We start from the raw sequence: 22711 nt of genomic DNA, 5'->3' as shown, positions 1-22711 counted from the left end.
GCAATCTTGGTAGCACATTGCTCTGCCTGGTGACGCGATCGATGTGCTAGGGGAGTTCAAGACGCAATAATCTGCCCCATGGATGAAGTCGACCGTGCCATCCTCGGCGTGCTGGAACACGACGGCCGGATCAGCAACGCAGAGCTCGCCGCGCGGGTCGGGCTGTCACCGTCGCCGTGTCTGCGGCGTGTGCAGCGGCTCGAACAGAACGGCGTGATCCGCGGCTACCGCGCGCTGATCGATCCGGCCGCGGTCGGACGTGGCCTGCGAGTGCTCGCCGGCGTAAGGCTGGTCCGGCACGCGCGCGCCGACGTTGCCGCATTCGAACGCGCGGTCATGAAGTTGCCCGGGGTCGTGTACTGCCATCACGTCACGGGCAACTTCGACTACCTGTTGCAGGTCGAGGTCGCCGACCTCCCGGCATACGAGGAGTTCCACGCCAACCAGCTCGCGGGGCTGCCTGCTGTTGCGACGGTGACGAGCTACGTCGCAATGAAGACGCTCGGCTGAGTGTCAGGCTTCCGCGAAGTCCTGCGGCCGTCGGACGCGGGCTGGTCGGGCACTCGATTCAGGCTGGGTCGTGCCTGATGATGTGCTGATGGACGAGGTGTCGGCCACGGCGTACGGGCTGTTCGGTCGCGATGACGCTCTGCAGGTGCTGCACCGTGCGCTGGAGGGTGGCGGTAGCGCCGTCGCGGTCGGTTCGCCGGGGGTCGGCAAGAGCAGTCTGCTCAAGGTCGCGCAGCAACTCGCCCAGCGCCGCGGCCAGAGGGTGTTGTCGGTCGCGCCGACCGAGTTCGATCGCGGCCTGCCGTTCGCGGGCCTGGCCGAGCTGGTCAACCAGTGCCCCGACGGCACGATCGAGCGGCTGCCCGGTCCGCAGTACCGCGCTCTGGCCGTCGCCCTACAGCGGGAGGAGTTCGACGGGCCCGAGGCCGATGCGTTGGCCGTACCGCTCGCGGTCCGCGGATTGCTGACGCAGCTGTGCGGGACCGAGCCGGTGGCGCTCGTCGTCGACGATCTCCAGTGGCTGGACCACGCCAGCGAAGGCAGCATCGCGTTCGCCGTACGGAACGTGGATGCGCGGCGCCTGAGCGTCCTGGTCGAGACAAGACCTGATCCGGACTCGGGCACCGACCTGCGCCGGTCGTTGCCCGAGCCTCAGCAGGAGTTCATGCTGCGGCCGCTGGAGGACTGGGCGATCGGGCAGTTGCTGCGCGAGCGGCTGGGTTCGCGATGGACGCCGCCGATGGCCGCGGGCGTCGCGCGTGCCAGTGGCGGCAACCCGTTCCTGGCGTTGATGATCGCGCAGGCGATGCAGTCCGATCTGTCCAAGTGGCGGTGGAGCGCACAGCAGGGCCACGATCCGATCTTCCCGGTGCCGCCGAGCCTGGCCGGCCTGCTCGCCGAGAAGGTGTCCGTGCTGCTGTCGCAGGATGCGCGGGACGTCCTGCTCCTGGTCGCCGCCGCAGGTCGTCTCACGGTTGCCCAGTTGCAGCGGATGATCGAGGAGACGAGGCTTCGGTTGGCGCTGGAGGCTGCTGACGACGCCGATATCGCGAGGATCGGTGCGGGATCGGTCGTCGACTTCACCCATCCGCTGCTGGCGTCAGCCCTGTACGACGGCGCGGCCCCGGCCGAGCGACGTCGCGCGCATCGCGTGCTCGCGGACAAGCTGGAGGATCCGGTCGAGCGGGCCCGGCATCGCTCGAAGTCGATCCTCGCGCCGGACGAACTGGTCGCGGACGAGCTGGAACACGCGGCGGACGTCTCCCGCGCCCGCGGTGCACAGCAGTTGGCCGGGGAGCTGCTCGAGGGAGCAGCGCTGGCCACTCCGGCCGACGTGGATGCGCCGGAAAGCTTCCGTCGCTGGATCCGAGCGGTTGACACCTACGTCGGAGCGGGCGATGCGCTGGCCGCGAGGGCGGCGTTGGAGAAGGCTGCGGAGGTGGCCGACGGACCGCCCGAATGCGCCCAGGTCCTCATTCGGCAGGCGCGGACATCGGACGACCTGACCGTCGCCCGCTCGTTGACGCCGCTGACGCCGTCGCCCAGCAAGCAGGTCAGGGCAACGACTCAACGCGGCAGCTTCACGCCGGTACGAAGTTCGGTCCACTGGTGCGGAAGTCGCGTTCGTTGTCGCGGACGAACTGGGTGACGTCGTGCGGCGAACTGCCTCCGATCCGCTGGACGTTGTCGTTGGTTCCGGAGAACACGCCGTCGCGGTAGTCGAGCGCGACTTGACTGAAGTGCTGCACGCGGCGTTCGGGCATGCCTCGATCGAGCATCGCCTTGGTGAAGGTCTCCACGCTCAAGGGCTCGTAATGCACCGGATGGCCCAGTGTGGCGGCGATTACGGCCGCTATTTCGTGGTGGTTCATGTCGGCCGGTCCGTGCAGTGTGTACACCGCACGGTCGTGAGGCTCCGGGTTGATGAGGATCGCGGCGATCACGCGGGACAGGTCCGCGGCGGCGATCGGCGCATGCCTGCCGAGGCCGAAGGGCAGGCGCAGGTATCCCTCGCCGTTGCGCAGTTCCCACCAGAGTTTCAACCACTCGGCGAAGAACGTCGGCCGTAGGTGCGTGGTCATCAGATCGGCGCGATCGAGCAGCCGCTCGCTGAGCCAGTGATCCCGGGCGGCATGGCTGCCGGCCTCGGGGTGGGCGGAAATCTGCGACATGTTCACCACGGATCGCACGCCCGCGTCGAGCGCCGCTTGGGTGAAGAACGTCGTCGCGTCGATCAGCCCCGGCATGATCGGATAGCAGAAGTATGCCGCTGACACCCCGCGTACCGCCGTCTTGATCCCATCGAAGTCGAGCAGGTCGGCGACGGCAATCTCTGCGCCCGCGTGCTGGAGCGCGTCCGACCGGTCGTCGTGGCGGTGCACCAGTGCGCGGACCCTGCGTCCTTGCTCGAGCAGAAGCCGAGCGGCGCCTCCTCCTGTTTTGCCGGTCGCGCCGGTGATCAGGAACAGTTCGTCTTTCGGCATCAGGTGTCTCCTTGGTGTCTTGTTCTTCTTCTCAGCTGGCAGGCGCTGGAACAACCGACAGCTCTCGCGCCACTGCTGAGTTCGCTCGGACTGCGCTCGTCTCGTAAGAGATCCGTGCCGGGCTAGGTGGTTGGCGAGTCGGTCGATGTATCGGGTTGCCCGATCGACCTCAGAATTCGGCGTTGCTGCCGGCCCACTCGCGTGCGAACCGTCGTTTCGACCGTGCGCGCCGCGACGTAGAGGATGAACATCGTCGCGCCGGCGAGCACTACCCAGACGTAGGTCTTCCACCCGGGTGGACGCACCGCGTTGAACCAGCGGATGGCGTAGTTGGTTGTTGATGCGAGTGGGAAGGTGAAGATCCACCAGCCGGCGCTGAAGGTCAGGGTGCGGTATTCGCCGATCAGCGCGCCCTGCACGAGGAGCATCAGTACGAGTACGCCGGTCATAAGCTCTTGTGCCTGATCCGGAGGGCCGGGGTGGGCGATGATCCAGGCGAGGTTCGCGGTCGCTGTACCGGCGACGAAGGCGGTCATGGCGGGTCGAAGCGCGTCTGGGAGCCGTTCTCCGATCAGCATCCGAACGGTGACGATGGCGGTCATGGCGACCCAGAAGAACAAACCTGCCCCGATCGCGGCGGTGGCGAGGGAGTGCTGCCCGATCGCGGACAATCCGATGCTCGCGATGAATGGGCCGGCGACCGCCGGGATGTAGTACCCCGGATGAATGGCGTGCAAGTCGATGGCACCGCTGATCCAGTGAGCGATCAGCTGGGCGACCACGACCGCCAGTGCCGCTGTGGCCGCGCCGCAGATCCAGGCGAACACGGTGAAGCTGTACGTCGTCGAGTAGTGAGCGGAAAGCAGTACGGCGACGAGCGGGATCACGGACGCGAACGGACCGCTGAACGGATGCCGCAGGTCGTCTCCGAACGCGCCGCGGGTGCGGATGCCGCCGTGAAGGTAGAGCGCGACGTACGTCAACCAGAGTGCAGCACTCATCCCGTAGCAGATCTCAGCCGGCCATGTTGGCGCATTGACCGCGATCGCGGCTGCAGACCAGGCTCCGCCGAGCCCAGCCAGGCCGAGCGGCATGCCGAAGAGGGTCAGTGGTAGCCGCCACCTTGTGCTGGCGGATTCGACCCCTCGGTGGCCTCGGCGCGCAGACATGTTCCGACCTCTCGATGTAAACGGAAGCGTTTACATGACACTAACACGACCGTCTTCCGAGGTAAACGACGGCGTATACTTCCGGCATGACCCAGGGTGTCCAGGCAACGTCGAGCCGCGACGCGCGGAAGCGGATCTTGGTCGCCGCCGCGCGGCTGTTTCGTGCACAGGGGATCGTCGCCACGCAGATGGAGGCGGTGGCGACTGCGGCTCCGGTGTCGAAGCGCACGCTGTACAAGCACTTTCCGGACAAGTTCGCCTTGATTCAGGCGTATCTGCAGGAACGCGACCGGCAGATGTTCGGGGTGCAGTTGGCTTCGGAGCAGGATGCGCGTGAGCAGATCCTCGGTCTGTTCACTCCGACCGGTACCGACCGGCCGATCGCGACCTGTCCCTTCATCGCGGCGTCGACCGAGTTTCCCGAACCGCAGAGCGAACCACATCGCGCGGCGGTCCTGCACAAACAGGAGTTCGAGAAGCGGCTGCAGCACCTGGCGGCAGGCGCCGGTGTCGAGGATCCGGAGGGAGTCGGCACGTTGATCTCGTTGCTGTACGACGGCGCGATCAGTCGATCGCAGACTCTGAACGATCGTCGGCCGCTGGAGGCGGCTCGTCGTCACGTCGCCGTGTTGCTCGGCGCGACGGCCGGCGCCGAGTCGTAGTAGTTCGCAGCGGCGCGACGGGTGCCGGGCGCGCGCATCGCCCGGTCCCGCCGCGGTTTCGGCTGTCGGCCTCGCCGACGTGATCGCTGTGTCAGATCTCGGGGTGCAGGTCCCGGACCGTGCTGGCCTGCTCGAGCAGCTTGCCGATGTGCAGGACGGTTGACTCGGCGTGCCAGGCGGCCGCCACCTGGACGCCGATCGGCAGTCCTTCGGAGCTGGTGCCGAAGCGCAGTGACAGTGCGGGCAGACCCGTGACGTTGAACTGAACTGTGTACGACTGGATGTGGCCCGCGTCGACGGTCTGGCCCTCGATGACGAACTCCGACGCGCCGTGGGGATAGGCGGGAATCGGAAGCACGGGCAGCAGTACGGCGTCGAATCGGGAGAAGTAGTCGGCGTAGCCGTCGCGGATCCGGTCGAAGGCCTGCTCGACGTCGACATACTGCTCGACCGGGGTGAGAGGCGTCTGCAACAGCGCCTTCGTGTACTTGTACATCTCGTCCTCATGGCCGGCTGTCGCGGCGGCGACGGCCGGCTTGAGCTCGTTGACATGCTGTTTGTAGAACAGCGCGAGCGGGTTGTCGGCCTGGAGGGCGGGAATCGACACCTCCTCGACGTGCACCCCGGCCGCGCGGAGAGCCTCGGCGGCGTTTCGCACGGTCCGGGCGACCTCCGGGTCCACCGGTCCCAGGCCGGAGTCGACGAACCATCCCACGCGCAGTTGCCGCGACGGCGCCGACCCGACGCCCGCGTCGTACCCGTGCGGAGCAACCGACGCGCCGTCGGCGCCATCCGGGCCGTTCAGGACCGAGTACGCCAGCTCGACGTCACGGATCGAGCGCGCCATCGGACCGACGTGCCACACCCGGCGTGGTTCCCGCGGCCAGATCCCGGTCATCGGGACACGGCCGTGCGTGGGCTTCAGCGCCACGATTCCGGTCAGGGCCGCCGGACCGCGCACCGAGATCGTCAGGTCGGTGCCCAGCCCGATCGGACTCAGCCCGGCCGCGATCGCCGCGGACTCACCGCCGCTGGAACCACCAGGCGTGCGCTCGAGGTTCCACGGGTTGTTGGTCGTTCCGGTCAGAAGATTGTCGCTCTCGCAGGCGTAGGAGAACTCGGGCAGGTTCGTCTTGGCGAGCAGGATCCCGCCTGCGGCCTTCATCCGCGCGACGCTGGTGGCGTCCTGGTCGGGCACCCGTCCGGCGAAGATCGGTGATCCGCGCTGCGTGAGAACGTGAGCGGTGTCGATCGAGTCCTTCACGGTGAACGGCACACCGTGCAGCGGCCCGACGGCCTGTCCCGCGGCTACTGCGTCGTCGGCCGCCTTCGCCTCGTCGAGGGCGTTCTCGTTCAGCGTCACGATCGCGTTCAGCTTCGGATCGATGGCCTTGATCCGGTCGAGGTAAGCCTGGACGACCTCGACCGACGTCACCTTCTGAGCCCGGATCTGCTCGGCGAGGACCGATGCATCCTCGTAGATCAACTCTGTGTTCACGATTCTCCTTCGACGACCGGAGTAGACCGGTCGTCTCTAAATGGATAAGCGTTGCCGTTCAGCAACGTCGAGGTGTTACACCCCCAGCAGCCGGCGAGTGCCGGCCATGGCGCGCTGGAGGGGTTCTGGCGTTCGCTGCACCTTGGTCAGCACGCTGGCCCCGAGCCAGGAGTCGTACTGGCTCTGCGCGAGTTCCCGCACGGTCGTCTGCACGGCGCCGGCCGGCAGTGATCCGTCGTCGCGAGCAATCGTCAGGAGCTTCTCCAGCCGATCGATGATCTGCGACGTCCCGTCGACGAGTTCCAACCGCATCGCTTCGGACAGGTCGGAGACTTCTGCTGCCAGCTTGACGACGAGACATTGCCCTTGGCAATCGTCAGCGGTCTGTACGTCGTAGAACCATTGCCAGTAGTCCATGGTCCGCTCGGTCCCAGTCTTCGAGGTATCGGCGATGATCCGATCCATCGTGGTGAGATAGGTCCGGAAGTAGTTCTTCATCAACGCTTCCCCGAACGCGTCCTTGGAGGGGAAGTGGTGGTAGAAGGAGCCCTTCGGAACGGCCGCGTGCTTCAGGACCACGGTCAACCCGGACGCCGCGTAGCCGCTGTGGGCTATGACTTCTTGTGCCACATCCAAGATGTGCTGGCGGGTGTCGGACTCCTTGCTGGCCATGAAGGAACCGTAGCACGAGTAGACCGGTCGTCTCCAACTCTTGGATGGGAGATGGCGGCAGAGACTCATCCCCGCATCCGTTTCTCGGGTTGCCCAGTGCTCCGGTCCCAGAACCTCTTGACCCGGTCGGTCTCATCGATCCACTGCCTGCGGCCGGCCTCGAACGCAGGGATCTCAAGGCTCGGGTTGAGAAGGTCGCGGCCGCCATCGGTGAGATCGAGAAATCGCTGGGCCGGCATGACAACCTCGACGGTGGGCCCGTGGCGCCTCAGCGTTTCGATTTCTTCGGCGAGGGCGGCGCCGCGCGGCGTGGCGGCGCCGACCGAGTGGCAGCTGATGACTAGGACTCGATCCGCGTCCGCCGCCGCGTCGGCGTTCAGGGAACTGCGCACGCCGCCGTCGATGTAGCGGTCGTGTCCTATCGTGATCGGCGGCCACACGCTGGGCATTGCGGAACTCGCCGCCAGGGCTTGCTGCAGCGATGCACCTGAGGACTTGTCGAGAAGAATCAGCTGGCCGGTGGTGATGCTGACCGCGGCGGCACGAAAGCGCCGTGGCCAGGGAACGCCTTTCATCGAGACGATGTTCGGTCGCGCCATCGCTGTCGCCTCGTCAGGCGTCACCGCTTCGAGGGCGGCAGCCCCGATGCGCCGGCGAGTTTCTGCCGGGTCCGGGGCAACTGCTGCGCCGGTGATCATCGCCAGAATCGCCGGGTCGGGGCGTGGAGGCGTCTCATCGCCCTGCGAAGGGGGCGGGAGCGTGGTGCGCATGTCCCGCCCCAGGGCGATCTCGGCTCCGACGATCGCCCCGGCCGACGTCCCGACGATCAGGTCCGCCGAGCCGAGGTCGAGCCCGGACTCGATCGCACCAGCGACGAATCCTGTCTGCCAAGCCCGCCCGACGGACCCACCAGCTCCCAGAACGAGCCCGCGTGATCCTTGTAATGCCAGGTCGGTCATCGGCGGTCAGGCGGCTGCTGCTCGGACGAGGCGTGCCACTCCCACCGGATCGACCCGGCACGGAGCATGCCCGGTGTCGAGCAGGTCGAGTGCATCGGTGCGGGACGTGAAGACCTCGGTCAAGGCCGCGGGAATCGCGCGGTCGCGCGATGCCCGCACATATGTCGACGGCACGCGCTTCCACGCGCTCGAGGTGAGTGGTTCGGTGAGCGAGCGCAGACTTTGTGGCCGAAGGCCTTTGATCGCTGCCGCCGCGATGTCTCCCTGCAGGTCGGCGTAGATGTTCTGCTCCGGCGTGCGCACGCGAACCAGTCCAGCGGATTCGTCGATGTCCCAGTGCGGCTTCGGGCCACCTGCGATGGAAACCATCGACTCACCCTCGTAAAGGACGAACGAGGCGAGGAAGACGATGCGCGCCACCGCGGGACAGTAGGAGACGGCTTCGGCGGCCGGAATCCCGCCGTACGAATGGGCCACGACGGTCACCGGGGCGTCGAACTCGTCGATGGCCCGGCGGATCTCCTCGGCGTCGTCGTACATCCCTGCCGGGTGTGCGCCCGGGGATCTCGAGGAGGACGGCAAGGCGATCGCCCGGACGTCGTAGCCGTCCAGTTCGGGAAGTACGGCATCCCACGCCTCCGGGCCGTTCCAGGCTCCGCGAACAAGAAGAACAGCGGTGTTGGTCACAACGTCACCGTAGGCCGGAGCAACCACGATGTAAACGCTATCGTTTACACTGATGCGGTGCCGCATTGACAATCTGAGTCGCGGTACTCAGTATCAGCTGTCTGAGTCGACCAACTCAGATTCGCCCGTGGTGTATGGAGGTCAGGATGCGGAAGTCGGACTGGAAGTCGGTGGTGGATACGGCCGCGGGTGCGGCGCTCGAGTACTTCGAGTCGTTGCCCGAGCGTGCGGTGATGCCGGCTTCGGACCGGGCGCTGGTTCGAGCAGCACTCGATCGGCCGCCCGCGGGCGAGGGGACGGATGCCGCGCAGGTCGTGGCGGAACTGGCCCGGGATCTGGGGCCGCACGTGGCCGCGCAGTCCGGCGGTCGGTACTTCGGCTTCGTCGTCGGCGGGCTGCATCCGGCGGCGTACGGCGCTGAAGTACTGCTGACCGCGTGGGATCAGAACACTTCGATGTTTTCGTCGACACCTGGGGCGTCGGTGGCTGAGGAGCTCGCCGCGGAGTGGCTGGTGGAGCTGCTCGGGCTGCCGGAGGGCAGCTCGGTCGGGTTCGTGACCGGTGGTCAGATGGCGACGTTCACCTGCCTCGCGGCGGCGCGCAACGAAGTGCTCCGCGCCACCGGCTGGGATGTCGAGGCCGACGGGTTGATCGGTGCTCCGTCGATCACGGTGGTCGTGAAGGCGGGGGCGCATTCGACGGTGTTGCGGGCGCTTCGGTTTCTGGGGCTCGGCGAGAAGGCGGTCGTGACCGTGGACTGCGACGACCAGGACCGGATCCGGGCGGACGGACTGGCCGAGGCGCTGGCGTCGATCTCCGGTCCGACGATCGTCGCGGTCGAGTGCGGAAACGTGAACACCGGCGCGTTCGACGACTTCCAGGCGGTCGCGGACCTGGTCGACGCACATCGCGAGGCGGGCAATCCGGCCTGGGTTCATGTCGACGGTGCGGTGATGTTGCTGGCGGCTGCCTCGCCGGCCATGGCCGATCGGGTCAGCGGGCTCGAACGGCTCGACTCGTGGTCCACCGACGGGCACAAGCTGCTGAACGTCGCGTACGACTGTGGGATCGCGATCTGCCGGAACGCCGCGGCGCACCGCGCCGCGATGAGCGTCCAGGCGTCGTACCTGGAACAAGGAACGGGTGGACGGGACCCGATGGACTGGAACCCGGAGTTCTCTCGTCGCGCTCGCGGTGTCGCCGTGTATGCGACGTTGCGGGCGCTCGGGCGCACCGGCGTAGTCGAGCTCGTGGACAGGACCTCTCAACTGGCTCGACGCTTCGCGGCATCACTCGCGGGCAGCGGATTGGCGGAGATCGTCAACGAGGTGGTGTCCAACCAGGTCCTGGTCCGCTGGCTTGCACCGGACGGTGACAACGGCGGGCTGGCGGACGCGGTGATGGCCGGGGTGCGGGCGGAGGGCAGCGCCTTCTTCAGCGGTACGACGTACCGCGGTGAGCGGCTGATGCGTATCGCGGTGTCGGACTGGGCGACCGACGAGCAGGATGTCGATCGGGCGGTGGAAGCGCTCCTGCGCAACGCTCACCGGTCAATCGCAGCACTCTGACAGTGACCCGCTGCTCGACTCACAAGGTCGCGACAAGCCGGCGCAGAGCCTTGAGGTGACGTGACCGTTCTGCACCGTCGCTGTCGGCGCGCGCGATGACCAGCGTGCCGAGAACCGCCGACGTGAACACGTCGGCCATCACGGCGGGATCGGCGCTCGACTCCCCCAACGTGCGGGCACGCCGCAACGCCGCGCGGAAGCCGGACCGAAGTTGCTCCCGGTAGCGGTGGGTGGCGCGGGTGACGTGGTCGTCGACCGGCCTGGCCATCGCGGTGGTCGCGAGGCATCCGAATCCTGCGTTCGGACCGCCGAGAAGCTTCTCGAGGCGGGACAAGCTGAGCAGAAGGTCGTCGCGGCCGCGCTCGCCGTCGGTGAGCGGCTCGACGACCTCTTGCATGCGGTGCAGGTACTCGTCGACCGCCTCGCGGTAGATCTCGATCTTCGTGCCGAACGAGTTGTACAGGCTCGACGTCGACAGCCCGGTCGTAGCGGCCATCTGTTGCTGGGTCACCCCGTCGAACCCCTCGCGCCAGAACAGCGTCATCAACCGGTCGAGCATCTCGGCCCGATCGAAGCCCAGCGGGCGGCCGGACCGCCGATCGGCGAGTTTTGAGTGCACGAACTCAGTGTCCGTTCCAGGCTCGGCGATCTCAACTCGTCCGAGAGTTCGCGAGTCGCGTCGTGTCCGAGTCGATCGGGTCACTGCAGGTCGCGCAGACAAGCGCGGTCGAGCCCTGATGCCCGCACCGAGGGCGGCTGAATTCGATCCGTTCGCCGGGCGTCTCGCAGTACGCCTCGCCCCACTCGTACAGCATCTGCAGCACCGGCCACACGTCACGGCCCTTGTCGCTCAGCTGGTAGTCGAAACGCAGGGGGCGGTCGCTGTACGGGACTTTGACCAGAACCTCGTTGTCCACCAGAACCTCGAGCCGCTGCTGCAGAACATTCCGGGCGATGCCCAGCTGCTGGAAGTCGTCGAAACGACTCACTCCTCGAAACGCGTCGCGCAGGATCAGCAGAGTCCAGCGATCCCCGATGACCTCAAGGGCCTGGGCGATCGAGCAGTTCATCTCCTTGAAGCTCGTGCGTCGCATGTCGTCAGCATAGTTCGTTGCATGAAGAAACTCAGATGAGTAGGGTGAGTTGCATCAAGCAACTCTTCCGTGTGTCGGCACGCTGACCGCAGCCGGCGCGCGGTGCATCGAAAGGATCGGGTCGATGAAAGCCATCCAGTTGCAGGCGTTCGGCAAGCAGTCCGAAAGTCTGCGTCTCGTCGAGGTCCCTGACGTGGGAGCGCCCGGTCCGGACGAGGTGATCCTTGCGCTCGAGGCGTCGCCGATCACGGGCTCGGATCTGTCCGTGATCGCCGGAAGCTACGGCCAACTCCCCGCTCTGCCGAGCATCGGCGGCTTCGAAGGAGTCGGCCGCGTCGTCGCGGTAGGGCGCGACGTGACGTTCCTCGCCGAGGGAGAACTGACCCTCATTCCCCCGCTGCAACCGGCCTGGGCGGAACGCATCAAGAGCCGAGCCGACTGGCTGCGCCCGCTGCCCGATGGCGACGTGAAGCAACTGTCGATGCTCGGCATCAACCCGGCCACCGCCTATCTGATGCTGACCGAGACCGTGTCGCTGGCTCCTGGTGCCTGGGTGATCCAGAACGCCGCGAATTCCGCAGTCGGACGAGCCGTGATCGCGATCGCGCGATCTCGCGGTCTGCGCACCGTGAACGTCGTACGGCGACCCGAGCTGATCGAGGAGATCGAGGCGATCGGCGGTGACGTCGTCCTCGTCGACGGCCCGGATCTGGCGCAGCAGGTGGCGAAGGCAACGAGCGATGCCCCCGTCGTGCTGGCCCTGGACACGATCGGAGGTGACGCCACCTTGAGGTTGATGAGCGCGGTGGCGCAGGGCGGCTCGGTCGTCATGTACGGCAACGTGAGCCGGCAGCCGCTGCAAGCTTCCGTGCCGCAGCTGGTTTTCACCGATCTCACGATCCGCGGGTTCTGGCTGGTCGAGTGGTTCAAGACCGCCACGCTCGACAAACTCGTTCCGATGTACGAGGAGCTCGCGGATCTGGTCGCATCCGGCGCGATCACAGTTCCCATCGCCGCGACCTACTCCTTCGAGCAGTATGCCGACGCGATCGACGCTGCGGCCCAGTGGCAAGGCAAAGTGCTGCTGACCCCACACTCCGACGGCCTGCCGAGCTGAAGCACGTCGCTGTGATCTCAGACGAGGCAGGACGTGAGGTAGCGGCAGGCCCGAGTCTCTCGATGCTCGACAACCCGGTCCGGCACTCACTGGCCGGCACGCACCGGCAGTGGGCTGCCGTGGCCGGGCACACCGCTCGCTACCCGGCCGGTGTTGCCCCCTTCATGGCGCTGCCAGATGCTGCGGAGCCGGCGGACTGGGACCAGCTCATCGAGCTCGCCGGCGAAGACGACGTGGTGCTGGTGAATCCGCCGGACACGGTGCCGCCGACCGTGACGGCGACGCGCCGACTGCTGGCGCTGCAGATGGTTGCCGACAGCACGCTGCTCCCCAGTGTGGACGCTCCTGACGGGTTCGCGGTCAGAAAGCTGGACGAAGCGGACTCCGCGCAGATGCTCGACCTGGCGCAGCGCACCAAACCGGGACCCTTCGGCCCGGATACCTGGCGCCTCGGCGCCTACTACGGCATCGAGCGCGGCAACAAGCTGGTGGCGATGGCAGGAGAGCGAATGCGCCCTCCGGGCTGGTCGGAGATCAGCGGAGTCTGCAGTGACACCGAGTACCGAGGCTTCGGCCTCGCACGGACAGTCGTGACTTCTGTGGTGGGCGAAGTCGTCGGCCGCGGCGACCAGCCGTTCCTGCACGTCATGGAAGACAACGTCGGCGCGATTCGCCTGTACCGCGCCCTCGGCTTCACAGTACGGCGGCGAATCGTCATCGGAAGTTATCGCAAAAGGTGAGACCCGAGGCCACCGGCGACCCGGCCCGCGCAGCCGAAGCGGCACGGCACCGAAGGGTGCCGGCCCGCTTGCTGCGCGAAAGGCGACCAAACGCCGCCAGATCATTCGGGGACCGCGCCGAAGGTCGGGTCGTCCTCACTTCGGCGCCCCATCAAGTAGCCGGTCGGGTGCTGCACGTGTCTCGTCCGCCAACTGGTTAGATCTTCACCACGATCAACACTGGCCGATGCGCCGAGTCAGCTGCACCCGAAGAGGATCAGGCCTTCGCGGGAAGATCCTTGGCGGCCCACTGATCCAGCTCGGCGAGACGCGAGGTGAGTGCGGCGCGGATGCCGTCGACTGCGTCCTGACCAATCGCCAGTCGCAGCGGCGGCTCGTCCATCTTCGCCACTGCGAGAATCGCGTCCGCGACCGCGCTCGGGTCACCCATAGCGTCGGCGGGCAGCTGCGATACGCCGGCGAGGAACGCCCCGACGGTCGGCTGATACACGTCGTTCGGAGCCATGACCTGCGAGGTGCCGACGAACTCGGTCGCGAACATGCCGGGCTGGATGACCGTCACCTTTGCTCCGGTCGGCGCCAGCTCCTGCGCGAGGCCTTCGCTGAACAGCTCGACCGCGGCCTTGGAAGCGGAATACAGGCCGGAGCCGGGCCAGGAGAACGACCCGACGAATGAGGACAACTGGATGACACGACCCCGTGACGCGCGGATGGCGGGCAGGGTCGCGCGCAGAATAGCGAGGTTTGCGAGCACATTGGTGTCGAAGATCGCCTGCGCTTGGCCCGCGTCGGTCTGCTCGACCGAACCGAAGAGACCGTAGCCGGCGTTGTTCACGACGACGTCGAGCCGGCCCGCGGCCTTGACGGCGTCGCCGATCACCCGCTCGGCGGAAGTGTCGGTGACGTCGAGCGCGATCGCAGTGACCTGGCCGGCTGGGGCGGACGCGACGAGGTCGTCCAGGCGGTCGCGGCGGCGGCCGACGGCGATGACCTCGTCGCCCCCAGCCAGAACCCGGTCGGCGACCAGCCGGCCGAATCCGGAAGTGGCGCCGGTGATGAGCCAAGTGGACATTGCGAACTCCTTGAGTTGGTGTGCAGTCTGTTGCTGATGGCACCCAGTCAACTCAGCTCGATGTGTCGTTGGAGGGCCGGAGCGAGCCCCGCGAATCCCGGGTTGCCGCGACCTAGGAACGAGAGGGCTAGGCAGTCCCCGCGAGGACGCCGCAGTCGGGGGACAATGACGGTATGGCCAGGAATGAGGAGCTGGGAGATTTCCTGCGTGCACGCCGCGCTGCGCTGGATCCGGCTGCGCTCGGGATCCACGATGCTCAGAAGCGACGGGTCCCAGGCCTGCGCCGCGAGGAGCTCGCGCGGCTGGCTGGAGTCAGCGTCGACTACTACACGCGTCTCGAGCAGGGCCGGCCGATCGAGCCGTCAGGCGCGGTACTGGACGCGATCGCCGCAGCCCTGCAACTCGACCGGGCCGAACGCAACTATCTCGAAACAGTGGCCGTCCGGGCGCGTCCCGCGCGAACGCGTGCACCGCGGTCCGGGCAAGCGGTACGCCCAGGAGTCTTCGCCTTGATGGAGCAGCTCGGAGACGCCCCCGCATATGTACTCGGGCGCCGTACCGATGTTCTGGCCGCGAACCGTTCGGCCAGGGCGCTGCTTGCCGACTTCAACGCAATGCCCGCCAAGCACCGCAACGCGACGCGCTGGGTCCTGCTCGACGAGGCGGCCCGGCTGCTGTGGGCCGACGAGTGGGAACGAGTTGTGGCCGAACTCGTCGGCGCGCTCCGGATGGACGCGGCGCGGTACCCCGACGACCCCAAGACGACCGAACTGGTCGGCGAACTGTCGATCAAAAGCGAGCACTTCCGCAAGTGGTGGGCCGAACAGAAAGTCGTCGAATTCAGCCACGGCACCAAACGACTGCACCACCCCGTCGTCGGCGACCTGACCCTCGAATCGGAGGTCGTCACCTTCCCAGGCGATCCAGATCAAGCGCTGTTCATATACCTGGCCAAGCCCGGCACCACGTCAGAACACGCCCTCCACCTGCTCACCAACTGGTCCGCGACCTCTGCCCCACAGCAGGACAAGATCACAAGTGGTTCCCTCAACCAGCCGCACTAATGACACGACAACAAGGCCGGAGCCGCGTCTGAAACACTGCGGGGGATCCTGACGGCCTGTTCGCTGCCGTACCGCTGGTGGGACGACCCCTGACCCAGCAGCCACCCGGCCCTGGCCGGTCCCGCCGACGCAGTGCCGGCAGGCCTGCTCGACGTGATCCGGGCTGTGCGGTCGGACGGACCGACGGGCACTTCATCGACCGCGCTGGGAACATTCATAGTGAACCCGCCCCTGCTCTGTCTGGTCCCGACCTGACATTTGATCCGTTATCGGCTTCATCGACGCATCCGGCTGCGGCTGAGCAGCCGCCGGTGATCGTTCATCGGCTAGCTAGCGTCTTCGGTTCCAGAGCTGATTCGTTGCGGCGGCGATGAGGCGTTGTTCGATGATCGCAGCGGCCACGCGGTCCGGACTGACGGTCCAGGTCAGCTCGAGATCTGCTCGGGTCAGAGCTGCCTGCGCCCATTGCTTGGCCCGCAGAGGACCTTCGGTCCGAGTGCGTCGGATCATGTGATCCAGCCACGCCGGGTCGGCCAACGCGCGGTCGAGAGCGGCTTCGCCCAAGCCGCTGACGGCCGCCTTGCCGGTGAGGTAGATGCGCAGCCGGCCGCGGATTCCTTGGCCGCGACGCTCACCTGCCATTCCGATGTAGACGATCTGCCCCAGTGGGTCGTTCGCGGGCAACGTAGACCCCTGGCTCGCGCGGCGCGACGCGCACGGCCTCCTCGAACAACAGCCACGGCGCCCACTGCAGGCCCGAATCCAGTTCCATCTGCAGATCTTCGGGCACCCGTCGGGTAGCTTGCGAGCTCTGCCGCTGCCTTTCAGGCGGTGAGGTGTGCTGCCGGAGTGCGGACCGCGCACCCACATCGGACACCGTGGCCGCTGGTGCTCACCCTGGACCGGCTGCACTCCGTGGTGATCGCCGTCATGGCCACCTGGCCAGTGCAGCAAACCAAGGATTTCGAAGGAGGACCGCCGGTATCGGTCGCCTGGTCGACGCTCTCTATCCGGCTGAGCTGGCGCCGCCGAGGGTGGGGTACAGCTGGCAGGACTTTATGCCTGCCCCGCTGACTGTGACCTGGACGGCCGTCGATCCGCCGGACTTCACGGTGAAGTAGTCCTCGCCGCCGCCAACGATCGTGCCCGCGGCGCTTCGGCAGACAGCCGCCACGTAGGCGTCCTTCACGTCCTGGTCGTACTTGCTGGTGATCTTCCCGGTCACCGATGCGTCGTAATCCCCCGGCCGATACTTAACTCCGCTGGCAACGAACGTCGAGGACGGGTGCTCGTCCTTCTGCTTCTGCAGGACGTTCGCCTCTGCCGTCACTTTCGCTACCTTGCCGCTCTTGATTTCAATCGGCGTGGTGGTGGCGACGGTCGCGCCGGCGCGAGCAATCGGCGCTGACGTCTCCTGCTGGCCGAGCACCTCTCCCGCAGCGTCATACGCCGCGAAGCTCACCTGCAGCGACGAAATCTGATCAGTGCCGTTCCGAATCACCGCGACCGCAGTGACGTAGTCGCCCGACTTCCCGAACCCGACCTCGGTGACCTTGATTCCGCCCGCCGCCTTGGCCGGCAGGCTTGTTTGCGTGCTTGGCGTCGCCGAGCTGGGCGCCGTCGCGGTGGCCTGGTCGGCCTGCACATCTCCGCTGCTCGCCTTGGATCCCCGCTGCAACCGGTGAGCAGCATTCCGGCCGCCACGATTGCAGCCACGAGCTTCCCCGTCATATCCCCAACCCCTTCACACATCTCATATGGCACTGACCTCGGTTCGCCGATCGTCGATCGTTCCCTGGTCAACTACCTGCGAACTATCCATGTGTCCCAACGACTCAGCAAAATCGTGAGCAGTACGGCGAGGGATGCGATCTTCGCAGTTCTGGGTCGGCGAGACGACGATCATGCGTTCGTACGAGCCGTGCAGCGGAGCGGTAGGCCGGGGCGTCGGCGGTTTCGTCGCGGTGGCCGCGCGCGGCAGCTCTCTCGAGGTGGCTTCATGAGCTCAAAGGGGACGGAGGTCGGCGCCTGGGACCCATGTGACGTGACCGTTCTTGTCGCGGACTCGGCCCAGCCATTCGCCGTTGTCGCGGATCCAGACGTCGAGCTCGCCGGTGGACCAGGTGGCACGCTGTACTTCCTGGGAAGGCTGGAGGTGCCGGATCGCGTCAGCCGGGCGCGGGCCGTGGGCGTCGTACTGGATGTCTAGGTCGGAAGCCAGTTCGCGGGCCTTGGGCTCGTCGGAGATGCCTGTTGCACGCCATCCGTTGACCGCGCTGTCCCAGACGCCGAATGTGTTGGCACCGTCATCGGACGGGCGCACGGTGAACCGACCGAGCATGGCCTCAGAATACATGTTCTTCGAACGTATGTTCTAGTTGGCGCAACGCTCCCTGCTCCGTCACTGCTCCGTGAGGTGCTGCGAAATGGCGGTCAACGACGCGAGTTGATGAGTGCGAATCAGTCGGATGCCCGGCGGCCTGGGGGTACGCCTCAGGCCGCCGGGGTGAAGCGGGGGTTCGTTAGTTTTGCGAGGCTTTGAGCTCGTCGCGGTGCCTGTCGAGCCAGGTTGCGAAGGACTCCAACTGCGGGTTCAGCTCGCGGACCTTGTCGACGTCGCGGTCGCCGGTGAAGCGTTGGTGGTCTTCGGCGTAGAACTGGAACATGTTGGACATCTCTACTGCCATCGGGAAGGGGTATTCGCGGAACTCTTCCCAGGTGGGGGCGTGGTAGAGGACCTCTTCGCCGAAGGCTTCGCTCAGGGCGGCGGCGTACTGGTCGACGGTGAGGTGGTCGCCGGCGATGCTGATGGTTTCGCCGATCAGGTCGGGGTGCTTGAGGATGGCGAAGGCGGTGCGGCCGATGTCCTCGGAGGCGACGCCGGCCAGCGGGCGGTCGGCCATCGGCATGGTGATGGTCAGCTTGCCGTCGGCGTTGCGGGTGGGCGGCATGCCGTTGATGAACGCGTCGAAGTAGAACGTGGTCCGCAGGAACGTCGTCGGTACGCCGTACTTCGTGAAGATCTCGTCGGCCTCGCCCTTCGCGTCGAAGTGCGGGACCTTGTAGCGCCCGTCCTCCAGGCTCGGTACGTCGTCGCGCCCGGCGAAAAACGTCCTGGTGTCCTCGAGCGTCGACCAGACCACGTGCTCGACACCGGCGTCGCGGGCGGCCCGGGCGGCGATCTCGGCCTGGTCGAGCTCCATCTCGGCGCGGGTTCGGGCGGCCTCTTCCTCGTCGGTCCGCTGGACCCAGTAGTCCGTCACCACGAAGGCGCCGTACGCGCCGTCGAACGCGGCCCGCATGCTCGCCTCGTCGTCGAGGTCGGCCGCGACCACCTCGGCGCCCGCGGCGGCGAGTGCCTTGCCCTTGGCCGAGTCCGGGTTCCGGGTCAGGGCCCGGACGGCGTACTCGCCGGACGTGTCGGCCAGGATCGCGCGGACCAGACCGCCGCCCTGGTTCCCGGTGGCGCCGACGACAGCGATCAGCTTGGTCATATCCAGTCACTCCCAAGAGTTAGGTTGATGTGTCAACTCGACCGATCGTAGCTCGTTGGGTTGATGTGTCAACCCGACCCGGTAGGATGGGTTCGTGAGCAAGGGACCGTGGCTCGACGACGACGAGCAGAAGGCGTGGCGCAGCTACCTGCTGATGACCCGGACACTGGAGACGCACCTCGAGCGTCACCTCCAGCGGGACTTCGGCCTGTCCAAGTCGGACTTCGAGATCCTGGTCAACCTGTCCGAGTCGGAGTCCGGCCGGATGCGGGCGTTCGAGCTGAGCCGGTCGACGCAGTGGGAGAAGAGCCGGCTGTCGCACCACCTGACCCGGATGGAGAAGCGCGGCCTGATCCGCAAGGAGGCGTGCGAGTCCCGCTACCCGGAGATCGCCATCACCGAGGCGGGGATGGCTGCGATCAAGGAGTGCGCGCCGGCGCATGCGGCCCGCGTCCGGGAGTTCTTCGTCGACGTGTTCGGCCCCGACCGGATGACGGTCCTCGGCGAGGTGTCCGACGAGGTGGTCGCGACGATCGGCAAGCACTGCGACACCGACTGCCCGCTGGCCGACCGGTCCTGAGAGCCCCTCTCAGAGAGCTTTCAGCAAGACTTGACGATGGCTTGATCTTCTCTTGGAGTGCGGCTGACGGGCCTCGACCGAGGCTTGGGGCATGGTCAGCACAGACAAGCCCCAGTCCATTCGCCGGCGCTGGTTGCATCGGGCGTCCGCAGCCGCGATAGCCACCGCCGTCCTCGGTGTCGGCGCGACCGGGATCTCGGTCGCGGTCGTGTCGTCCAAGAACAGCGACAGGACAAGCAACACCAGCGGTACGACGGCCACCTCGAGCAGCTCGGACGACTCGAACTCGAGTGGCTCCGACGACAGCGGTAGCTCCAGCTCGAGTGGGCTCGGCTCGTCCAGCTCCGGCTCGACTTCGCAAGGTGGGAGCAACGGGTCATGACCGCCTCCCGGACCTGGACCGCGTGGAGTTGTACCGTCCGGCTGACCGTCGACGATCCCGCCGTACTGGGAGCGGCCTGCGGCGAGCTCAAGACGCTGATGGATCGCGTCGACAAGGCCGCCAGCCGCTTCCGCCCGGACTCCGAGCTCTCCGCCGTGAACAGTCGCGCCGGCGCGCTCGTACCGGTGTCCCGTCTGCTCGTCGACCTGGTCGACGTCAGCCTGGTCGCGGCCCAGATGAGCGGCGGCGCGGTGGACCCGACCGTCGGCCCGGCGGTGATCGCGGCCGGGTACGACGCCGACATCGAGACGGTACGACGCCGCTTCCCGCAGGCACCGGCCGACCCGAAGCCGGTCGCGGGCTGGCAGGAGGTTCGCCTCAACCGCAAGCTCGCCCTGCTCGGCGTACCGACGGACTGCGCGCTCGACCTGGGCGCGACGGCCAAGGCCTGGACCGCGGACCGTGCTGCGAACGTCATCAGCAAGCGCTACGGCTGCGCCGTCCTCGTTGAGATCGGCGGTGACCTCAGAGCTGCTGGTACGCCGGCTGAGCCGTGGGTAATCACTGTCGCCGAGCGCGCCGGCGAGGAGGGCGTCCTCGTCACGCTGGCCCACGGCGGTCTGACCACGTCAACTCGCACGGTACGGCGTTGGCAGACGCCGACCGGCTACAACCACCACGTCATCGACCCTCGGACCGGACTGCCTGCGGCAGGCTCGTACCGGACTGCATCGGTCTGGGCTCCGACCGCAGTACGGGCGAACACCTTCAGTACTGCGCTTGTGGCCACCGGGGACGCAGCGGTCGGTCGACTGAAGCTGGCTGGTCACCCGTCCCGGCTGGTCGCTGAGGACGGCGAGGTCACCGAGTTGTCGGGCTGGCCGACTGCAAGCAGGGCTGCCTGATGACGCTGTGGTACCTGGCCCGCGCTGCTGGTGTGGTCACCATGGTCATGTTCACGCTGTCAGCAGTGCTCGGCATGGTCATGCCGAACGTCCGTCGGCCTGAGCGCCGGTTCTGGCTGCAGTACGTGCACCGCTCGGCCGCAGTGACCGGACTGGTCCTGCTGACAACCCATGTGGTCGCTGTGATCGCCGACAGCTATGTGGCGATCAGTCCGACTGTGCTGGTCTGGCCGTTCGGCGCTGGCTACAGGCCGTTCGCGATGGCGGTCGGCGTAGTGGCTCTCTACAGCCTCGTACTGGCGTCCCTCGTCGGCGCATCCCGTGGTCGGTTGGCCGCGTCCGCGACGTTCACGAAGTACTGGCGCAAGCTCCACATCGCCGCGTCGGTCGGCTGGCTGCTGGCCATCGGGCACGCACTGCTCGCCGGCACAGACCGCAGTACGCCGTGGATGCTCGCCATCACCATCGGCTGCCTGACTGCGGTCGCCACTGCGGGTGTGTACCGCCTCAACGCCGCCCCGAAGCTCACCCGTGCCTGGAGGACTCAATGATCACCGTGGACGACACCCGGGTCATCGGTGAGGCCAGAGTCCTCGCCGGACTCGACCAGGGCCGCCTGGACCTGCAGCGTCATCTGCTGACCCACGGCAGCCTGCCCGTGTTGACCCGCGACCAGTACACCAAGCTGTGTGAAGCGGTGGGACTCAGAGGACGTGGCGGAGCGGCGTTCCCGGTCGCACTCAAGCTGCAGGACCTCCCAGCTCGTGGAGTGGAAGCTGTCGTGGTCAACGGCTCAGAGAGCGAGCCGGTGAGCCGTAAGGACCGCTTGCTCCTGACCCAGTCACCACACCTCGTCCTGGACGGCGCGGTCGGACTGGCGCACGCGCTGGGAGCGCCGCATGTGCTGATCGCCGTGCATGACGCAAGAGCCGCCGTCTCCATCCGTGAGGCGCTGATGGAGCGTGACGACCGGCTCGCCATCGAAGTACAGGAGACGCCGGGTCGGTTCGTCGCGGGGGAGGCCCGTGCGGTGCTGAGCGCGCTGGAGGGTGGCAACGCCGTACCGCCTGGTCGCAGGGTGCTGCCGACCCGCAAGGGGTATCACCGACGACCGACGTTCCTGTCGAACGTCGAGACCTTCGCTCAGCTCGCCGTACTCGCGCGGCTCGGGTCCCGTGGGTTCAGCAGCACCGGACTGATCAGTGAGCCCGGCACGCAGCTGCTGACGATCGACGGCGCCGTACAGCGGCCCGGCGTGATCGAGACACCGACCGGTATCCCACTCGACACAGTCCTGCAGTACGCCGGTGCGCAAGCCGGCCCCGTACTGCTGGGCGGCTACCACGGCCGCTGGCTGCCACAGACCGAGGGCGTGACGCTGCAGCGACCGGAGGTGTCGGCCGGCATCATCCTGGCGCTCGGGTCCGACACCTGCCCGCTCGGTGAGATCACCCGTGTCACCCAGTGGCTGTCCAGTCAGTCAGCCGGGCAGTGCGGGCCCTGTGTCTTCGGCCTGGCAGCTCTGGTCGACGACTTCGCCCGGTTGACGGCCGGCGATCCGCGGGGCTGGCACGACGCACACCGGCATCTCGGTCTGGTTCCGGGGCGGGGAGCCTGTGCACACCCGGACGGGACTGCGAGATTCCTCACGTCCGCGCTCGAGGTGTTCGACGACGACGTACAGCATCACCTCACCGGTCGGGGATGCGGCCGCCCGGTCCTCGGAGTCCTCGGAGGTACCCGATGAACAAGCTCGAGATCGACTGGACCAGGTGCGACGGGCACGGCTTGTGCGCAGGCCTTGTGCCCGACGACATCCTGCTCGACGAGTGGGGATTCCCAGTGCTGCGCGGCCGTGAAATCACCGCCGGTGAACTGTCGGATGCGCGCCGCGCAGTCCTCGCGTGTCCGGCTCTTGCCTTACGCCTCACCAATCGATGACAGCTCCGTCCCGACACCACACCAGTGACAAAGGTGGACTAATCTCTGAGTGACCGCACAACGTCGTGCGGTCCGGCGAGAGCGACGCCGACGTCACGTGTGGAGACGGTGGGG

The 22711-nt window shown here is 67.0% G+C and carries 27 protein-coding genes; 14 read left to right on the top strand and 13 right to left on the bottom strand.

The window, feature by feature from the left end; all coding sequences use genetic code 11:
- The first annotated feature begins 78 nt into the window (after positions 1-78).
- Both EV653_RS18735 and EV653_RS18730 read left to right on the top strand, forming a co-directional pair.
- A complete protein-coding gene (locus EV653_RS18735; protein WP_134105036.1) occupies positions 79-510 on the top strand; it encodes an Lrp/AsnC family transcriptional regulator in 432 nt (143 codons plus the stop codon).
- 70 nt (positions 511-580) lie between these two features.
- Complete coding sequence (locus tag EV653_RS18730) at positions 581-2158, top strand: AAA family ATPase (protein WP_134105035.1); 1578 nt, start codon at positions 581-583, stop codon at positions 2156-2158.
- Here EV653_RS18730 and EV653_RS18725 read toward each other — a convergent pair.
- The gene (locus tag EV653_RS18725) at positions 2091-2993 is read right to left on the bottom strand and encodes an NmrA family NAD(P)-binding protein (RefSeq protein ID WP_134105034.1); all 903 of its coding nucleotides are present in this window, start codon (positions 2991-2993) and stop codon (positions 2091-2093) included. The two genes, EV653_RS18730 and EV653_RS18725, sit on opposite strands and share 68 nt — an antisense overlap.
- A gap of 122 nt (positions 2994-3115) precedes the next feature.
- Positions 3116-4162 carry a TDT family transporter gene (locus EV653_RS18720; protein WP_134105033.1) on the bottom strand — a complete coding sequence of 349 codons (1047 nt, stop codon included), beginning with the start codon at positions 4160-4162 and terminating at the stop codon, positions 3116-3118.
- 86 nt (positions 4163-4248) lie between these two features.
- Between EV653_RS18720 and EV653_RS18715 the strand changes: the two genes are divergently transcribed.
- Positions 4249-4824 (top strand): TetR/AcrR family transcriptional regulator, encoded by a 576-nt coding sequence (locus tag EV653_RS18715; protein ID WP_134105032.1) that lies wholly within the window; start codon positions 4249-4251, stop codon positions 4822-4824.
- 91 nt (positions 4825-4915) lie between these two features.
- Here EV653_RS18715 and EV653_RS18710 read toward each other — a convergent pair whose 3' ends face one another.
- The 4 genes from EV653_RS18710 to EV653_RS18695 all read right to left on the bottom strand — a co-directional run bounded on the left by EV653_RS18710 (position 4916) and on the right by EV653_RS18695 (position 8640).
- Positions 4916-6322: an amidase gene (locus EV653_RS18710; RefSeq protein ID WP_134105031.1), complete on the bottom strand. Its 1407-nt coding sequence runs from the start codon at positions 6320-6322 to the stop codon at positions 4916-4918.
- A 75-nt stretch (positions 6323-6397) separates the two neighbouring features.
- Positions 6398-6994, bottom strand: coding sequence for a TetR/AcrR family transcriptional regulator (locus tag EV653_RS18705; RefSeq protein WP_134105030.1), 597 nt, complete (start codon positions 6992-6994; stop codon positions 6398-6400).
- A 65-nt stretch (positions 6995-7059) separates the two neighbouring features.
- Complete coding sequence (locus EV653_RS18700) at positions 7060-7953, bottom strand: patatin-like phospholipase family protein (RefSeq protein WP_134105029.1); 894 nt, start codon at positions 7951-7953, stop codon at positions 7060-7062.
- Positions 7954-7959: 6 nt separating this feature from the next.
- Complete coding sequence (locus EV653_RS18695) at positions 7960-8640, bottom strand: alpha/beta hydrolase (RefSeq protein WP_166679483.1); 681 nt, start codon at positions 8638-8640, stop codon at positions 7960-7962.
- A gap of 146 nt (positions 8641-8786) precedes the next feature.
- Between EV653_RS18695 and EV653_RS18690 the strand changes: the two genes are divergently transcribed.
- Positions 8787-10208 carry a pyridoxal phosphate-dependent decarboxylase family protein gene (locus EV653_RS18690; RefSeq protein ID WP_134105027.1) on the top strand — a complete coding sequence of 474 codons (1422 nt, stop codon included), beginning with the start codon at positions 8787-8789 and terminating at the stop codon, positions 10206-10208.
- Positions 10209-10227: 19 nt separating this feature from the next.
- Here EV653_RS18690 and EV653_RS18685 read toward each other — a convergent pair whose 3' ends face one another.
- The gene (locus tag EV653_RS18685) at positions 10228-10827 is read right to left on the bottom strand and encodes a TetR/AcrR family transcriptional regulator (protein ID WP_134105026.1); all 600 of its coding nucleotides are present in this window, start codon (positions 10825-10827) and stop codon (positions 10228-10230) included.
- Positions 10828-10858: 31 nt separating this feature from the next.
- The gene (locus tag EV653_RS18680; protein ID WP_134105025.1) at positions 10859-11302 is read right to left on the bottom strand and encodes a winged helix-turn-helix transcriptional regulator; all 444 of its coding nucleotides are present in this window, start codon (positions 11300-11302) and stop codon (positions 10859-10861) included.
- A 124-nt stretch (positions 11303-11426) separates the two neighbouring features.
- On the opposite strand from EV653_RS18680, the gene EV653_RS18675 reads away from it, so the two are divergent.
- Together EV653_RS18675 and EV653_RS18670 are read left to right on the top strand one after the other, a co-directional pair.
- A complete protein-coding gene (locus tag EV653_RS18675; RefSeq protein WP_134105024.1) occupies positions 11427-12419 on the top strand; it encodes a zinc-dependent alcohol dehydrogenase family protein in 993 nt (330 codons plus the stop codon).
- Positions 12420-12430: 11 nt separating this feature from the next.
- Positions 12431-13159 carry a GNAT family N-acetyltransferase gene (locus EV653_RS18670; RefSeq protein WP_202871733.1) on the top strand — a complete coding sequence of 243 codons (729 nt, stop codon included), beginning with the start codon at positions 12431-12433 and terminating at the stop codon, positions 13157-13159.
- A 256-nt stretch (positions 13160-13415) separates the two neighbouring features.
- Here EV653_RS18670 and EV653_RS18665 read toward each other — a convergent pair whose 3' ends face one another.
- Positions 13416-14231: an SDR family NAD(P)-dependent oxidoreductase gene (locus tag EV653_RS18665; protein ID WP_134105023.1), complete on the bottom strand. Its 816-nt coding sequence runs from the start codon at positions 14229-14231 to the stop codon at positions 13416-13418.
- A 173-nt stretch (positions 14232-14404) separates the two neighbouring features.
- Between EV653_RS18665 and EV653_RS18660 the strand changes: the two genes are divergently transcribed.
- The gene (locus EV653_RS18660) at positions 14405-15295 is read left to right on the top strand and encodes a helix-turn-helix transcriptional regulator (RefSeq protein WP_134105022.1); all 891 of its coding nucleotides are present in this window, start codon (positions 14405-14407) and stop codon (positions 15293-15295) included.
- Between the two features lie 330 nt (positions 15296-15625).
- Here EV653_RS18660 and EV653_RS18655 read toward each other — a convergent pair whose 3' ends face one another.
- Positions 15626-15979, bottom strand: coding sequence for a hypothetical protein (locus EV653_RS18655; protein ID WP_202871732.1), 354 nt, complete (start codon positions 15977-15979; stop codon positions 15626-15628).
- Between the two features lie 322 nt (positions 15980-16301).
- Positions 16302-16940: a hypothetical protein gene (locus EV653_RS18650; RefSeq protein WP_134105021.1), complete on the bottom strand. Its 639-nt coding sequence runs from the start codon at positions 16938-16940 to the stop codon at positions 16302-16304.
- A 220-nt stretch (positions 16941-17160) separates the two neighbouring features.
- Here EV653_RS18650 and EV653_RS41220 point away from each other — a divergent pair, with 220 nt between their 5' ends.
- Positions 17161-17298: a hypothetical protein gene (locus tag EV653_RS41220; protein WP_166679482.1), complete on the top strand. Its 138-nt coding sequence runs from the start codon at positions 17161-17163 to the stop codon at positions 17296-17298.
- 2 nt (positions 17299-17300) lie between these two features.
- Here the strand turns inward: EV653_RS41220 and EV653_RS18645 are convergent, their stop codons facing one another.
- Positions 17301-17636 carry a hypothetical protein gene (locus EV653_RS18645; protein WP_134105020.1) on the bottom strand — a complete coding sequence of 112 codons (336 nt, stop codon included), beginning with the start codon at positions 17634-17636 and terminating at the stop codon, positions 17301-17303.
- A gap of 181 nt (positions 17637-17817) precedes the next feature.
- Positions 17818-18789, bottom strand: a complete 972-nt coding sequence (locus EV653_RS18640; RefSeq protein ID WP_134105019.1) for an NmrA/HSCARG family protein — start codon at positions 18787-18789, stop codon at positions 17818-17820.
- 94 nt (positions 18790-18883) lie between these two features.
- Here EV653_RS18640 and EV653_RS18635 point away from each other — a divergent pair, with 94 nt between their 5' ends.
- The 6 genes from EV653_RS18635 to EV653_RS18610 all read left to right on the top strand — a co-directional run bounded on the left by EV653_RS18635 (position 18884) and on the right by EV653_RS18610 (position 22597).
- Positions 18884-19369, top strand: a complete 486-nt coding sequence (locus EV653_RS18635; RefSeq protein WP_130444725.1) for a MarR family winged helix-turn-helix transcriptional regulator — start codon at positions 18884-18886, stop codon at positions 19367-19369.
- A 91-nt stretch (positions 19370-19460) separates the two neighbouring features.
- On the top strand, positions 19461-19751 hold the full coding sequence (locus EV653_RS18630; RefSeq protein WP_134105018.1) for a hypothetical protein: 291 nt from the start codon (positions 19461-19463) through the stop codon (positions 19749-19751).
- The gene (locus EV653_RS18625; RefSeq protein WP_134105017.1) at positions 19748-20656 is read left to right on the top strand and encodes an FAD:protein FMN transferase; all 909 of its coding nucleotides are present in this window, start codon (positions 19748-19750) and stop codon (positions 20654-20656) included. Before EV653_RS18630 ends, EV653_RS18625 begins: the two co-directional genes overlap by 4 nt.
- The gene (locus tag EV653_RS18620) at positions 20656-21207 is read left to right on the top strand and encodes a ferric reductase (RefSeq protein ID WP_134105016.1); all 552 of its coding nucleotides are present in this window, start codon (positions 20656-20658) and stop codon (positions 21205-21207) included. The genes EV653_RS18625 and EV653_RS18620 overlap by 1 nt, the downstream gene beginning before the upstream one ends.
- The gene (locus EV653_RS18615; protein WP_134105015.1) at positions 21204-22403 is read left to right on the top strand and encodes an NADH-ubiquinone oxidoreductase-F iron-sulfur binding region domain-containing protein; all 1200 of its coding nucleotides are present in this window, start codon (positions 21204-21206) and stop codon (positions 22401-22403) included. Before EV653_RS18620 ends, EV653_RS18615 begins: the two co-directional genes overlap by 4 nt.
- Positions 22400-22597: a ferredoxin gene (locus EV653_RS18610; RefSeq protein WP_134105014.1), complete on the top strand. Its 198-nt coding sequence runs from the start codon at positions 22400-22402 to the stop codon at positions 22595-22597. Before EV653_RS18615 ends, EV653_RS18610 begins: the two co-directional genes overlap by 4 nt.
- Positions 22598-22711: the final 114 nt, after the last annotated feature.

This window comes from Kribbella pratensis, from assembly GCF_004365355.1.
Taxonomy (GTDB): Bacteria; Actinomycetota; Actinomycetes; order Propionibacteriales; family Kribbellaceae; genus Kribbella.
Note: the sequence above shows the minus strand (reverse complement) of the source record. Positions and strands in the feature narration are given on the sequence as shown.